Genomic DNA, 14,916 nt, shown 5'->3' on the forward strand with positions numbered 1-14,916 from the left:
TCGTCGTTTACTCGATATGGTAGCTTGCCGTAGGCGTATTAAACGCAATGTAGCAGTAAACAAACTACACCAACGGCGTCGCCATTATGTTGGTTGTGTTAGTTCGCCGAACGAGACTGCTTAAGCTTTTTTTGTTCGGCTCTGCGCTGGCGAAAAAAGTTAGATAATTGTGCGCCACACTGCTCTGCTAACACCCCAGCTTCAACCACCAACTGATGATTAAACTGATGCTGCTGCACCACATTTAGCACTGAACCTGCGGCTCCAGTTTTGGCATCACTGGCACCAAATACTAAACGTTTTACTCGGCTATGTACCATCACTCCGGCGCACATACAGCAGGGTTCAAGCGTAACATACAGTGTGCAGTCAGCCAGACGGTAATTATGTTCTGCTGCCGCTGCAGCGCGTATTGCTTGCATTTCGGCATGCGCCGACGGGTCATGTAGGCTGATCATCTGGTTCCAGCCTTCGGCTAACAGTTTACCGTCTTTTACTAAAACGGCGCCAACGGGTACTTCGCCTTGCTGCTGTGCTTTTTCTGCCAAACTAATCGCATATTGCATCCAGTCTTCGTCAGTCATAATGGCTTACAATTAAATACTAGAATTGCGGCCAAGTTTACCACTATATTCTGGTTAAAATTGCTAAATTTTAGTTTCATTATAAAAAAAGCATTCGCCAATATTTTTTATGTTGTTGATATTTATCAATTTTACATATTGGCACTGATGTTGCCTCGTAATATGTAAATAAATAAAACGGAGAATACTATGGGACCCTTTGAAATTGCTGCTATCGCTATTATTGGCGGTATCGCACTGTCAGCGTATAAAGTGCATAACAGTAATAAAGACAAAGCTGACTCAGTGCAGCTAGGTGAAATTAAAGCCGAGCAAGAGCGGCTTAAACAGCGCGTTGCCACGCTGGAAAGCATTGTTACCGATAAGTCGTATCAACTAAAAGATCAAATAAATCGGCTTTAAGCGAAGTGCTTTAACCGCTCCTGACAGCGTGGCAGTTCACGCGCAATATGATACACTGCGAAGAACTGCTGACAGGAGCTAACAATGTCGACGGAAACTCTGGTTAATCGCGCTCGCACGCTATGCGAAAAAAACGGCGCTCGCTTTACTTCAATTAGAGAAAAGGTGTTTCGGCTGCTAGCTAATCTTAACGGTGGCATTGGCGCCTATGAGTTACTTGAGCAGTTAAAACAAACCGAACCCGGAGCTAAACCGGCTACGGTATATAGAGCATTAGAGTTTTTAACCGAGCAAGGTTTTATTCATAAAATTGAATCCAGCAACGCGTTCTTGTTATGCCATCATTTTGATCAGCATCACCCAGCACAATTACTGATCTGTGATCAATGCGGCAACGTAACAGAGCTGCATTCAGATGTGTTACAAGAAGAATTTAATCGCCAGGCAGTTGCGCAAGGTTTTGTCATTAAGCATCAAACCATAGAAGCTAATGGTTTATGCAAAACCTGCCGGGCCTAATAAAACTTATCTATATCAAGGTTGTGGCTTGTTAATTCAGCAAAAGGTTTCTAATCTTAAGCAAGCCGTAATCCTGTTCCCGTATTCTGATAGGCGTTAACATGAATGTTGAATTTATAAACCCGTTTTTATCGTCATTAGTTAATGTGTTAAGCACCATGGCTAATACCACTATTACACCAGGCCAACCACGCATTAAAAAAGATGAGTTGGCGCGCGGTGATGTGTCTGGCTTAATCGGCATGGTAAGCCCGCAAACCAAAGGTTCGTTTTCTATTACCTTTGAAGAATCGTTAGCAGTAGAACTTATGTTTCGTATGCTTGGTGAACGCCCCAAAGGTATCACCGCCGATGTTACTGATATGGTTGGCGAAATTACCAATATGGTTACTGGTGGTGCCAAACGTATTTTGGGTGAAAAAGGTTATGACTTCACCATGGCTACACCTGTAGTAGTATCGGGTAAAGGCCATACTATTTCGCACAAATCAGAAGGTGCTAAAATTCTAATGCCATTTGATTCTGATTTTGGCAAAGTACATATTGAAGTGAGTTTTGATAAGTAATATCACGGGTTATCGCTGCTGATACTAGCAGCGTAATACCCACTCAAACAAAAAAACTATTTTTCACTCTTTGCGCTGCGGCTGGCGAGTGATATTGCTCTAGCAGATCTTTCGCCGCTAATTCAGTGCGCTCTTTTTGTTCTCGATTGCGGTTGGCTTGCTCGACTAAGCTTTCTAACGCATCGTTAAGCTGCTCTAACTTCTGTTCCAAAATAGATAGCTGCTTATCTTTAGCTGGGCTTGCTGGCTGTTCAGACAGCGTGTCTATTTGTTGCTGTGTCTCTTCAATTTTTTTCGTAATCTCATCGTACTTTTGCTTATCTAAACCAATACGGTTAGCTAGCATTTGTTCCATTAACTGCGCTAAAAAAGCTGACTGGTTTTCATTGTTAACATTTGGCTTAGGTTGTTTTGGCTCAGCATGCTTTAGTGTTGCAGGTGCGGCCACCTGATCGGCAACATTTTGCCGTTGCAAGCTTGCATCGTCTAATTTTAAGGCTTGGTATTGCAACTGAAGATTATTGAAAGATAATCCTGGCACTGTCATTAGTATGCTCCTGCTATACGGGCTAATAATCGTGATTTTTAACTCTCCACGAATACAGCAGGAACTATGCCAAATCTATTTTGGGTTAATTAGCGGTATCTTTGTAACTAAACTGTACTCGGCTGGTGATATTGCACAATAGCTCGTAGGCAATAGTATCAACACAGTGCGCCAGTTGTTCTACCGGCAAACCTTCACCCCACAACACAACACTGTCGCCGACAGCAACAGGCTCAGCGCCTATATCAACCGTAATCATATCCATAGACACGCGGCCGACAATCGGCATTCGTTTACCACGTATTAGCACATCAGCATTGTTACCCGCGCCGCGTGGGTAGCCATCGCCATAGCCCATCGCCACGACTGCCAAACGGGTATTATGCGCCGCTATCCAGCTGCCACCATAACCCACGGCATCGCCGGCCTTAACCTCGCGCACAGCGATAACACTACTGGCTAACGTCATTGCAGGCTTTAAACCTAACTCAGCCCCCGTGTTATTTGACACGGGTGACACGCCATACAGCATTAACCCCGGTCTTATCCAATCGGCGTGGCTTTGTGGCCAATTTAACACTGCCGCAGAGTTTGCTAATGAGTGTTCACCTACAGCGTGTTGCGTAATCTGTTGAAATAGCTGTAACTGGGCTAGTGTCGCTGGGTTATGCAGTTCATCTGAGCTGGCAAAATGACTCATTAATCTAAGCGGCCCTTGCACATTATCACTTTGGCTTAAACGTTGGTATAACGCGTTAAATTCGTCAGGGTATATACCTAAGCGATGCATACCTGAATCAACTTTTAGCCAGACCCGTACCGGAGCATCTAACTTTGCATCAAGTAAAGCTTCTGCCTGTTCGCGATAATGAATGACTAACTGCAAGTTAGATGCAACCACTTGCTCTAACTCATCCGCATGAAAAAAGCCTTCAAGTAACACTATAGGTTTTGCAATACCGCCAGCGCGCAGCGCTAAGGCTTCATCAAGCCGCGCCACCCCTATAGCATCAGCCTGCTTTAATGCCTGAGCTACCGGCAACATACCATGGCCGTACGCATTAGCTTTTAGTACTGCCAGCACTTTACTATTTGGCGCTAACTGCTTAACACGAGTAAAGTTATGGTTTAACGCACTAAGATCAATAATGGCTTGGGGGCGACGGCTTTGCATTAATCATCCTCAAACCGAGCGCTGCCGGCGTAATTGTCAAAGCGCGAGTAACGACCGTGGAAGGTTAAGCGCACGCGGCCTATTGGCCCGTTTCGCTGCTTGCCAATAATAACTTCAGCCGTGCCTTTATCTGCGCTATCTTCGTTGTACACTTCATCCCGATAAATAAACATAATTAAGTCGGCGTCTTGCTCAATAGAACCCGACTCACGTAAGTCTGAGTTTATTGGTCGCTTATCAGCACGTTGTTCTAGTGAACGATTTAACTGCGACAGCGCCACTACTGGCACCTTTAATTCTTTGGCTAATGCCTTTAATGAGCGCGAAATTTCAGCAATTTCTAACGTACGGTTATCGCCCATACCCGGCACTGTCATTAACTGTAAATAGTCGACCATAATCATACTTAGGCCGCCATGCTCACGCGCGACCCTTCTGGCTCGTGAGCGCACTTCCGTTGGCGTTAGCCCTGAGCCGTCATCAATGTACATTTTGCCTTTGGTATTCAATAGCTCAATAGCTGAAGATAATCTTGCCCAGTCTTCATCTTGTAACTGGCCAGTACGCACCTTGGTTTGGTCAATACGACCCAGCGAGGCCAGCATACGCATCATTATTTGTTCTGCCGGCATTTCTAGGCTGAAAATTAATACCGGTTTGTCGCTAGTAATAGCTGCGTGTTCACACAGATTCATAGCAAAAGTGGTTTTACCCATCGATGGGCGGGCAGCAACAATAATTAAATCCGATGGTTGCATACCATGGGTCATTTTATCTAAATCGGTATAGCCGGTAGAAACGCCGGTGACGCCATCGTGTGGCGAGCGAAATAGCTCGTCAATTTTTTCAATGGTTTTCGCCAGTATGCTATTAATTGGCTCGGGACCTTCATTAGCATTAGTGCGTTGCTCCGCGATTTTAAATACTTTAGTTTCAGCGAAATCTAACAGCTCAGCTGAGGTGCGGCCTTGGGTATCGTAACCCGCATCGGCAATATCATGCGCCACTGAAATCATATCGCGTACTACAGCGCGTTCGCGCACAATTTCGGCATAGGCCAAAATATTGGCAGCACTGGGTGTATTTTTCGCAATTTCGCCCAAGTAGGCAAAGCCACCGACATCGTCGAGCTGTAGGTTTGCCTCTAAATTTTCAGATACCGTAATAATATCAATAGGCTGTGTAGCTTCAGCTAAGCGCGACATTGCAGAAAAAATAAATCGGTGAGCGCGTAAATAAAAATCTTGTTCTACCACTTTTTCGGCGACACGATCCCAAGCATCATTATCTAGCATTAAACCGCCAAGCACTGACTGCTCAGCTTCAATAGAATGTGGCGGCATTTTAACCGCAGCAACCTGCTTATCTTTATTACTGCTCATAACACCTGTTTCAGTTAACGAAAACAATATAATGCTAACCCGCCAACGGCAGATCACAAAGCAAAGTCAGAGATTTTTTTAGTGGGTGGTGGAAATAACAGCGGGCAACAAACAAGAGGAAAGCGCACCGAATTACCAGTGCGCTTAAATAGCATTAAGCTTCAGCGATTATCACAACTTTAACAGTTGCGATAACTTCTGCGTGTAACTGAACGTCGATATCGAACTCGCCAGTTTCACGTAAAGTACCGTGTGGTAACTTAATTTGAGCTTTTGATACTTTAACGCCAGCTTCAGTGATCGCATCAGCGATATCACGTGTGCCAACTGAACCGAACAGCTTACCTTCGTCGCCAGCTTTAGAAGCGATAGTCACTTCACCCAGCGCAGCAATTTTAGCAGCTTGGTCGTTACAGGCAGCTAAGTCAGTTGCTAATTTAGCTTCTAATTCAGCGCGGCGTGCTTCGAACTTTTCTACGTTAGCCTTGGTAGCTGGAACTGCTTTACCCTGTGGGAATAAGAAGTTACGAGCATAACCTGACTTAACAGTTACATTGTCACCTAAACCACCAAGGTTTGAGACTTTGTCTAACAGAATAATTTGCATTGCTTTATCCCTTCTGTATTAACTGTGTGAGTCGCTGTAAGGCAGCAGAGCCAGGTAGCGAGCGCGTTTAATAGCGCGAGCCAGTTGGCGCTGATACTTAGCGCTGGTGCCAGTAATACGGCTAGGTACGATCTTGCCGCTTTCTGTAACATAGTTTTTCAGAACAGCGGTATCTTTGTAATCAATCTCTACAGTGCCTTCTGCAGAAAAACGGCAGAATTTACGGCGACGGAAAAAACGTGACATTTGTCTGTCTCCTAACTTATTTGTTCAAATTGTTGAGCATGCAGTACCAGCTTAGCTTGTCCACTGCGGCTTTGGTGACGATTTAAAAAACCAGTAACCTTGACCATGTTGCCCAACGTTAAATGTCGGGTATGTTGTGTTAATGCAGCTCCGGTAATTACCACCTGTATTCTGACGTAAACTTGACGGTTTAGGCCAGCTTCCATCTGATTACTGCGGTGTTCTAACACCAGAACGGTATGCGGTATGCCCGCGGGACTTTCGCTATGTTCGGGCTGACGGCAAATACTGCCAACCAGTACGGTGCAATTGTCCATTAACGCAACTTACTCTTCGTTTGATACTTGCTCTTCTTCGTTTTCACGAGGAGCACGCTCACGACGTTCATCACGTACCTTCGCCATTGGTGATGGCTCAACTACGGCACTGTCAGTGCGCATAATCAGATTACGTAAAACAGCGTCGTTGAAGCGGAAGTTAGTTTCCAGCTCATCAATCACAGTTTGTGGTGCTTCTACGTTCATCAGAACATAGTGAGCTTTATGCAACTTCTGGATTGGGTATGCCAATTGACGACGGCCCCAGTCTTCCAGACGGTGAATAGAACCACCCGCTTCTTTGATCGCGCCAGTGTAGCGCTCGATCATGCCAGGTACTTGTTCACTCTGATCAGGGTGAACCATAAAAACGATTTCGTAATGACGCATTGTAGCTCCTTACGGTTAGTAAGCCTCGGGGGAACTCGGCCGGGGTTCTCATAGAGGCAAGGAACGTTAGTGTATGGCCGAAGGTCGCATATACTACGGACTTAGCGCGTAAATAACAAGCAGTATCTGTGGTTATACGAAGGTATTCTTAACAAGGGTTAAGCGCGTTGGCGCACTGCTTCAAACATACAAATGCCAGCAGCAACTGAGACGTTTAAACTAGATACGGCGCCAAACATTGGTATTTTTACCAAACTATCGCAGGTTTCGCGGGTTAAACGGCGCAGGCCTTCACCTTCAGCACCAAGCACTATGGCTAATGGGCCTTTTAAATCAGCGTCGTAAACTAGGGTTTCGGTTTCGCCAGCGGTGCCTACTATCCATAAACCAGCCTCTTGTAGCTCGCGCATAGTGCGCGCTAAGTTAGTAACGGTAATAAAAGGTACACTTTCGGCAGCACCACAGGCAACTTTGCGCACGGCGGCAGTAAGTTTAGCTGAACGATCTTTCGGTGATACTACGGCATGCACACCGGCGGCATCGGCGCTACGTAAAATAGCGCCTAAGTTATGCGGGTCGGTTACGCCGTCGAGAATTAAAATAAACGGCTTGTCTTTACTGGCAACTATCGCGGCTAAATCGTTTTCAGTGCCACTGCTTTGCAAGCGAGCTTTTGCCACCACGCCTTGGTGCTGGCCGCTAACCATATCGTCTAAGGTTTTACGGTTACAAAATTGTACTGATACACCATTTTCTCTAGCTTGTTGAATTAATGGTTGCATACGCTTATCGTCGCGATCTTTCATCACGAACAATTCCAGTACCTCTAACGGTGCGCGTTGTAATAGTGCGGCAACCGCATGAATACCAAATACCAGATCTGCGCTCATTGTTAACCCTTAATGCCGACACTTAAAAAAGGCCGACAGTTTACCTTAGATTGCGAAATTTGCGAACTAACGAACCAATTTACCCACGCCAACACGCCGTAAATATGTCCCTATAGGCTCGTTTCCGGCATCCATGCCGTCAACGGTTGGCTTAGGGCAAACTGATTCGTGTCGACAATAGTGTAGTTACTTAGCCTTACGCCGTGGCTTTTTACCCGCAGTGATATTACGTGCACCCTTGGGTTTAGCCTCACTCGCTTTAGCTGATACTGGCGCTTTGCCGGTGCCACGTTTAGCGGCTTTACCCGAGGCGGCTTGCTTTGAACCTTTAATATCGGCTTTACTCACAACGCGCGTTGGCTCACCAACAAGCACTAAATCAATTTTACGCGCTTCTAGGTTAACCGCAGCCACCTTAACTTTTAGTAAGTCACCCATGCGATAAATCACTTTGCCGTGTTCGCCCGTTAACGTATGACGTTCAGCATCAAAGTGGTAATAGTCGTTTTGCAATGACGTAACATGTACTAAACCTTCAATATACAGCTCGGTTAAACGGACAAATAAACCAAAACTTGTCACTGTAGCTATTACACCTGCGAATTCAGACCCAATATGGTCTTGCATATATTCACATTTTAGCCAATCAGCTACTTCGCGTGTGGCGTCATCCGCACGGCGTTCAGTCATTGAGCACTGTTCGCCCAGTGGCGCAATTTCGGCTTCGGTATAAGCTCGCGCGCCCGTTACTGGTTGTCCCTGCTTCGCTAACAAAGCTTTGATACCACGATGTAGCACCAAGTCTGGGTAGCGACGAATTGGCGACGTAAAATGGGCATAAGCTTCAAGGGCTAAACCAAAATGACCTTGGTTATCACCTTGATACACCGCTTGCTTCATTGAGCGCAGCATAGTCGTTTCAATTAACTCACGATCAGGCCGCTCACCTAGCTTTGCTAGAGTTTCGGTTAACTCTAACGGCGTCGGTTCTTTTGATAAATTAGCTTCAATACCCAGCTCGGCTAAAAAGCGGCGGAAGTTATCAAAGCGATCGGCATCGGGGCGTTCGTGTACACGAAACAGCGTATGAGCGTCATGCTTTTCAATAAAGCGCGCCGCGGCTACGTTGGCCATAATCATGCATTCTTCAATAATCTTGTGTGACTCAACCCGATGCACCGGCACAATTTGTTCTATTTTACGATGGCTGTTAAAAACAAATCGCGTTTCGACTGTTTCAAACTCCAGAGCACCACGCTGTCCACGCACTTTAGCCAGTGTTTTGTATAAGCGGTTTAACGCTTCAATATTAGTTAGGTTAGCGTCGTACTGCTGACGTAACTCCGGGTCGCCCAGCAGTATTTTATGCACCTTGTTGTAGGTTAAGCGTGCACTTGAATGCATCACCGCCTCATAAAACTGATAGCTATCGAGTTTGCCGTTGGCACTAATGTGCATATCAGCTACTAAACATAAACGATCGGTATGTGGGTTTAACGAACACAAACCGTTGGATAACGCTTCAGGTAGCATTGGCACGACGTGATCAGGAAAGTACACAGAATTACCGCGCTCTAACGCATTTTTATCTAACGGGGTCTCTGGCTGCACGTATGCACTCACGTCAGCAATAGCAACCCATAAGCGAAAACCGCCATTGTCTTTAACTTCAGCATATACCGCGTCATCAAAATCGCGGGCATCTTCACCGTCAATGGTAATTAAACCCAGCTTAGTTAAATCTACTCGGCCTGCTTTAGCTGAATCAGGTACTTCTTCGCCGTATTTCGCGACTTGCTTTAATACAGACTCAGGGAACTCATGTGGTATTTGATGATTGCGAATGGCAATTTCAATTTCCATACCCGGCGCCATATGTTCGCCAAGCACTTCAATCACTTTACCTACTGCATTTACTCGCTTTGATGGCCGCTGGGTTATTTCGGTTAATACAACTTGGCCATGCCTAGCTGCACCTTGTTCGCCATCTGGTATCACAATATCTTGGGTAATACGTGGGTCATCGGGCACCACGACACCTAAGGCAAAATCTTTAAAATAGCGGCCAACTATTGGCTCGCTACGCGGCGCGATCACTCGCACGATGCGCGCTTCGGTTTTATCTTTACTATTAATACTTTGCGCCGTGGCTAATACCTGATCGCCGTGCAGCAAACGCTGCATTTCAAAATTAGGTATAAACCAATCAGGCCCGCCTTGTTCAAGCTTTAAAAAGCCAAAACCTTCACGATGGCCAAGCACAGTGCCTTTTACTAAATCCATATTATCAATTAAGCCGTAACGGCGGTTTTTGGTATAAATTACCTGGCCGTCACGCTCCATTGCCCGCAGACGTTTTTTTAACGCAAATACCGCGTCATCGTCAGTTAGCCCTAACTCAGTTACTAGCTCTTCAAAATAAGCGGGGCTTTGGCGTTTTTCGATATGCGCAAGAATAAATTCTCGGCTGGGGATAGGGTTGTCATATTTTTCCTGCTCACGCGCAAGATGCGGATCATTTACCGTCATTAAAGTGTCTTTTATTTCCTAAATTATATTAAGTGTAACAGCTAAAACTGTATATGAGTATGAACTTCATTTAGCTGACCGTTTCGCATTTGCTACCACTTTGGGTGGCATTTTTTCGGCCAGTTTTGCCAGTTGCTGGGTAATTTTTTTATGGGTCGCGGCATCGGCCGTTACCGCATGATGCAGCCAACGATAACTTTGTTCAAAGTCTACCGGGCTGCCATGGCCATCAATAAGTATTTGCGCTAACCGCAACTGCGCTTTTAGATTGCCCAGCGCCGAGGCCTCACGTAAATATATAATGGCTTTGTTCATATCTGGTTGCACAAAACGGCCAGTATGATAATAACGGCCTACCTGCTCTAAGCCTTCAGGTAAACCTTGCGCTGCAGCTTGCAGCATTAAATCCCAACCGCGCTCTATATTACGCGGCACACAAACCGCATAGGCTAGCATATCACCGTATAAAAACTGATAAGCTGGCAACTGCATAATGTCGGCTCTGGCTTCAATATCTTTGACTAGCTGACAATCGTCTTTACGCACGCGTTGCAAGTGGCTATTGGTACGAATAAGCGTTAATAGCTCATCTTGAGTATATAACTGCACTGCGTCTAGCTCTTGCGCTTTAATAGTCAAAGTTTGTAATGCTAAGCTAAGTAGCACTAACCAAAACGGTTTTATCATAATTTGTGCCTAAAAATTGTCAGCTAAGCTGTTATCGGCCATACACAGCAATTATTAAGCAATTTTCACGCCGACTACTGCTCATTGTTTACCTGCCAAGGCGCCGTACTTCGCGGTTTAATTGCCAGCATACGATTCATGCTGGTTGCTACAGCCTGCTGATTACAGCCGTTACCCGCAATATAGGCCAAGGCCGTTGCATACAGCGGGTCATTTGCGGTACCCCAATCACCAGTTGTCGCACTAGCAACCGCACATTCAGGTGTTAAACCAGAAAAATAATCGCCTTGTCCCTGCGCGTTCACAGTCTGAAAGTTAATCGCAAACAGTACATAATTATTAATAAGATCAGGCTGCATACCCACAGGTTTACCACAGGTGGGTTCACCAATTTGCACCACATCAATAAATGGCGCTAACGAGTTAATAACTAATTCACTCGCTGAACAGGTGCTGCCGGTAGTAAGGGTAAATACGCGATTTAAGTTTAAGGCGCTACGCCCTGCGCCAAGAGAAAACAATGAAGTGTTATTTTTTCCGCTGTTTTGGTCGTTATACTGATACTTTACAAAAGTTTGCCCTTGCACCGCATTGCGAGCAATTTGTGTACTTAATTGGTTAGCTACGCGGATTAAACCCCCACCATTATAGCGTAAATCTAATACTAATTCGTTAATATTTTGCTGAACAAAATAAGCAAAGGCTTGTTCTAATTCAAATTCGGATAATTCAATAAAACTGTTAAATACTAAATAGCCAACACGCTTATTACCCTGCACAACCACTGAGGTATGTAGTACGGTGTTAGTGGCAACATCCCGCTTAATTAAATCAGCAGATAATGTGCTGTTATCTGGCTTTTTCCAGACAAAATTACGGACTACACCTGCGACATTTGGGCCGTAGATGTCATCGTTAGTTATTTTCCCTGCATCTAACTGACTTAGCCAGCTAGCCACACTGCGCCCTTCAATTTCGACAATTTTGTCACCTCGGCGCAGGCCGTTTTGCGCAGCCGAACCGTCGTCAAATACATAAATAAGTTGTAACGCCCCATTATTATCAGCACGTACTGTAGCAAAACCATAACCAAAGTAGGTAGCATTAATGTAACGGTCTTCGTATTCTTGTTCAGTTAATACAAAGCTAAACCGATCTTGTGGTGCAGCAACAGCATCAAGTAAGACTTGTGGTGTAGCATAATTTGCCGGCTCAATCGTGGTTGGTAATGCCTGATACCATAAATAATCTTTTTGTAACGCACAAAAAATCTTGGCATTGGTATCAGTGCGTTGGCATAGCTGAGTTGGCGCAGTAATGTCGCCTCCGCCGCCACAGGCATTTAACAATACAGATACCGCGAGTAAAATAATTTTGCGCATAACTCACCCTTTCTTAAGCTGTTTGTTACAGCATAAAACAAAAACGCTACCAAAGGGCAGCGTTTTATACGAGGTAACATGCTTACAACACCACTTAGGCAAATGGATGACGCAGTACTATCGTTTCAACTCGGTCCGGGCCTGTCGATACGATATCAACCGGTACGCCTGTTAGCTGCTCTATACGACTAATATAGTTACGCGCGGCCTGTGGCAACTTATCTAACTGCTGCACACCAAACGTTGTTTCGCTCCAACCTGGCATTTCTTCATATACTGGTGTTACTAAGTCGTAACCTTCAGCAGCCAATGGCGGCACATCAGCAACATTACCTGCGCTATCTTTATAGCCAATGCATATTTTGATGGTTTCAAGGCCGTCTAGTACATCAAGCTTAGTTAAACAAAAACCTGAAATACTATTTAGCTGCACGGCACGTTTAACTGCCACCGCATCAAACCAACCACAGCGACGCTTACGGCCGGTAGTAGCACCAAACTCGTGTCCCTTAACACCTAAGTGTTGACCAATTTCGCAATCAAGTTCGGTTGGGAATGGGCCTGAACCTACGCGCGTGGTATAAGCTTTAACAATACCTAGCACATAATCAAGGTAACGTGGGCCAAAACCTGCACCTGTCGCTACACCACCTGCAGTAGTGTTAGATGAAGTAACATAGGGGTAAGTGCCATGATCGATATCAAGTAACGTGCCCTGTGCGCCTTCAAACATAATTTCTTTACCGGCTTTGCGCGCTTTATCGAGTAAATCCGTTACATCAACAATTAGCGGTTTTAGAATATCAGCAATAGCTAGCGCATCGTCTAACGTTTTTTGATAATCAACAGCAGGTACTTTGTGATACTGGGTTAAGGTGAAGTTATGTAAATCCATGACTACTTTTAACTTTTCAGCAAACAGTTCTGGATTAAACAAATCGCCAACGCGTAAACCGCGACGGGCAACTTTATCTTCATACGCTGGGCCAATACCGCGACCCGTCGTGCCAATAGGCTTATCACCCAGTGCTAGCTCGCGCGCTTTATCCAGTTCAACGTGAAATGGTAAAATTAGCGGGCAGGCTTCACTTAACAGCAAGCGTTCTTTAACCGGAATGCCACGCTGTTCGAGCATAGTCATTTCTCTTAAAAAGGCTTCTGGTGATAATACTACACCGTTACCAATCACACATTTTACGTTTGCACGCAAAATACCCGATGGAATTAAATGCAATACGGTTTTCTCACCGTCAATTACTAAAGTGTGGCCAGCATTATGGCCGCCTTGATAGCGCACCACATAACAGGCTTTATCTGTTAATAAATCGACGATTTTACCTTTACCTTCGTCACCCCATTGGGTGCCGAGTACAACGACGTTTTTGGCCATGGTCCCTACATCATGGAGAAAAATTAGGTGTGGAGTCTACCAAATTGGCAACCAAGTTTCAGCCGTCTGGAAGAAAAAAAGCCGCTTTTTTATCAGCGGCTCGTTTTATGGTGTGTATTCAGCAGGTTAAATAACGCTATGCTAAGCAATTTAGGTCATATTGTTCGCTATTATGATACAACGCGAAGCCAAAACGTAACCGGTCTCCGCGATAATCCGTTTCTATACCGGCACGTTTAAGTACAGCAGCTAGTTCTGCCACCTCTACTAAGCTGCCAAAACGGAAGGTCAGAAAGTGGCCATGACAACTTAGATCGTGGGCAACTAGGGTTTTACTATTTAATTGCGGGTGATTAAGTTCAGCTAACTGAGCTAAAAACACTTGCTGTAATTGCTGTACGTATTGATGAATACGACCAACACTAATGCCTTGCTGCTTAAATAGCCGCAGTACCGAATTTAACCGATACAGCGCCGTATAATCCATGGTCGCACCAGCAAAACGGTAGCCATCTTCGCTATATAATATCGCCGCAGATTTTTCTGCCGTTAACGTACCAAACTCGGCAAACCAGCCGGTATACAACGGCCGTTCGCTACTGCCGACAGGCACGGCCATAAAACAGCAGCCTTCACCACCCTGTGCGTATTTATAGCTACCGGCTATATAAAAAACACGTTCAGCTATTGCAGAAAGATCGGTCGGTATTGCCATAAACGCATGATAACCGTCGATAACAATCATCGTATCCGGGTTAGTGGCAAGCTGTTGCACAAAACCAGTTAAATTAGCTATGGCATAACCCGAGTTAAAAAATACCTGACTACAAAAAATAAGTTGATACTGTTGCGCCGATGCCGCGGCAGCGAAACGTTGTTCAAAGGTGGAGAAAGGTTCAGTTGGAATAATATCTAGCTGTATATTATCGTATTCAGCCAAGCGCTTTACTTGTCGTGTGAAGCTATAAAATTCGCTGTCTGTGGTTAGAATTTTAACCGGTTGGCGTAAATCAAAACAACTAAGTAAGCGCATAACCAGTTCATGAGTATTAGGCGCAAACACCAACTGCTCAGGATGAGGTAAGTGCAAAACATCGGCAATAAGTTGCTGGGTTTGCGGCACTTTTTCGGCAAATATATAACGCCATTTATCATCGACGAGCCTTGCGGTGTCATCCCAATATTCCAACATAGCCTCACGTGTAATATCAGGCCAATAGTGATGTGAGTGACAGGCAAAATGTTGCTTGCCTTTATTAGCATTTAAAAATTGCTGATAAAACTGCTGGTACATGGCTCCCCCA

The 14,916-nt window shown here is 45.1% G+C and carries 17 protein-coding genes; 3 read left to right on the top strand and 14 right to left on the bottom strand.

Annotated features, from left to right (window positions below):
- Positions 1 to 98 precede the first annotated feature (98 nt).
- A complete protein-coding gene (gene tadA, locus E0Z06_RS12180) occupies positions 99 to 584 on the bottom strand; it encodes a tRNA adenosine(34) deaminase TadA (protein ID WP_132585072.1) in 486 nt (161 codons plus the stop codon).
- A gap of 189 nt (positions 585 to 773) precedes the next feature.
- Here tadA and E0Z06_RS12185 point away from each other — a divergent pair, with 189 nt between their 5' ends.
- The 3 genes from E0Z06_RS12185 (at position 774) to E0Z06_RS12195 (ending at position 2,071) form a co-directional block, all read left to right on the top strand.
- Positions 774 to 986, top strand: a complete 213-nt coding sequence (locus E0Z06_RS12185; protein WP_132585074.1) for a hypothetical protein — start codon at positions 774 to 776, stop codon at positions 984 to 986.
- A gap of 84 nt (positions 987 to 1,070) precedes the next feature.
- Positions 1,071 to 1,505 carry a transcriptional repressor gene (locus E0Z06_RS12190; RefSeq protein ID WP_132585076.1) on the top strand — a complete coding sequence of 145 codons (435 nt, stop codon included), beginning with the start codon at positions 1,071 to 1,073 and terminating at the stop codon, positions 1,503 to 1,505.
- Between the two features lie 101 nt (positions 1,506 to 1,606).
- Positions 1,607 to 2,071 carry a chemotaxis protein CheX gene (locus tag E0Z06_RS12195; RefSeq protein ID WP_132585078.1) on the top strand — a complete coding sequence of 155 codons (465 nt, stop codon included), beginning with the start codon at positions 1,607 to 1,609 and terminating at the stop codon, positions 2,069 to 2,071.
- Positions 2,072 to 2,114: 43 nt separating this feature from the next.
- On the opposite strand, the gene E0Z06_RS12200 is transcribed toward E0Z06_RS12195, so the two are convergent.
- The 13 genes from E0Z06_RS12200 to E0Z06_RS12260 form a co-directional block, all read right to left on the bottom strand.
- A complete protein-coding gene (locus E0Z06_RS12200; RefSeq protein ID WP_132585080.1) occupies positions 2,115 to 2,618 on the bottom strand; it encodes a hypothetical protein in 504 nt (167 codons plus the stop codon).
- Between the two features lie 85 nt (positions 2,619 to 2,703).
- Positions 2,704 to 3,792, bottom strand: coding sequence for an alanine racemase (alr, locus tag E0Z06_RS12205; protein WP_132585082.1), 1,089 nt, complete (start codon positions 3,790 to 3,792; stop codon positions 2,704 to 2,706).
- Entirely contained in the window at positions 3,792 to 5,174 is a 1,383-nt protein-coding gene (dnaB, locus tag E0Z06_RS12210; protein ID WP_132585084.1) for a replicative DNA helicase, read from the bottom strand. The genes alr and dnaB overlap by 1 nt, the downstream gene beginning before the upstream one ends.
- A 154-nt stretch (positions 5,175 to 5,328) precedes the next feature.
- A complete protein-coding gene (gene rplI / locus E0Z06_RS12215; protein WP_132585086.1) occupies positions 5,329 to 5,781 on the bottom strand; it encodes a 50S ribosomal protein L9 in 453 nt (150 codons plus the stop codon).
- 18 nt (positions 5,782 to 5,799) lie between these two features.
- The gene (gene rpsR / locus E0Z06_RS12220) at positions 5,800 to 6,027 is read right to left on the bottom strand and encodes a 30S ribosomal protein S18 (protein ID WP_008218940.1); all 228 of its coding nucleotides are present in this window, start codon (positions 6,025 to 6,027) and stop codon (positions 5,800 to 5,802) included.
- An 11-nt stretch (positions 6,028 to 6,038) separates the two neighbouring features.
- Entirely contained in the window at positions 6,039 to 6,344 is a 306-nt protein-coding gene (gene priB / locus E0Z06_RS12225; RefSeq protein ID WP_132585088.1) for a primosomal replication protein N, read from the bottom strand.
- Positions 6,345 to 6,353: 9 nt separating this feature from the next.
- A complete protein-coding gene (gene rpsF, locus E0Z06_RS12230; RefSeq protein WP_132585090.1) occupies positions 6,354 to 6,734 on the bottom strand; it encodes a 30S ribosomal protein S6 in 381 nt (126 codons plus the stop codon).
- A gap of 158 nt (positions 6,735 to 6,892) precedes the next feature.
- Positions 6,893 to 7,624, bottom strand: a complete 732-nt coding sequence (gene rlmB / locus E0Z06_RS12235; RefSeq protein WP_132585091.1) for a 23S rRNA (guanosine(2251)-2'-O)-methyltransferase RlmB — start codon at positions 7,622 to 7,624, stop codon at positions 6,893 to 6,895.
- Between the two features lie 186 nt (positions 7,625 to 7,810).
- Positions 7,811 to 10,153 (bottom strand): ribonuclease R, encoded by a 2,343-nt coding sequence (gene rnr / locus E0Z06_RS12240; RefSeq protein ID WP_132585092.1) that lies wholly within the window; start codon positions 10,151 to 10,153, stop codon positions 7,811 to 7,813.
- 66 nt (positions 10,154 to 10,219) lie between these two features.
- A complete protein-coding gene (locus tag E0Z06_RS12245) occupies positions 10,220 to 10,840 on the bottom strand; it encodes a tetratricopeptide repeat protein (protein ID WP_132585093.1) in 621 nt (206 codons plus the stop codon).
- Between the two features lie 74 nt (positions 10,841 to 10,914).
- Positions 10,915 to 12,222, bottom strand: a complete 1,308-nt coding sequence (locus E0Z06_RS12250) for a S41 family peptidase (protein ID WP_132585094.1) — start codon at positions 12,220 to 12,222, stop codon at positions 10,915 to 10,917.
- Positions 12,223 to 12,316: 94 nt separating this feature from the next.
- Complete coding sequence (locus E0Z06_RS12255) at positions 12,317 to 13,612, bottom strand: adenylosuccinate synthase (protein ID WP_132585096.1); 1,296 nt, start codon at positions 13,610 to 13,612, stop codon at positions 12,317 to 12,319.
- 136 nt (positions 13,613 to 13,748) lie between these two features.
- Complete coding sequence (locus E0Z06_RS12260; protein ID WP_132585098.1) at positions 13,749 to 14,906, bottom strand: aminotransferase class V-fold PLP-dependent enzyme; 1,158 nt, start codon at positions 14,904 to 14,906, stop codon at positions 13,749 to 13,751.
- Positions 14,907 to 14,916 lie beyond the last annotated feature (10 nt).

The organism is Rheinheimera sp. D18 (assembly GCF_004345025.1).
GTDB lineage: Bacteria > Pseudomonadota > Gammaproteobacteria > Enterobacterales > Alteromonadaceae > Alishewanella > Alishewanella metallidurans.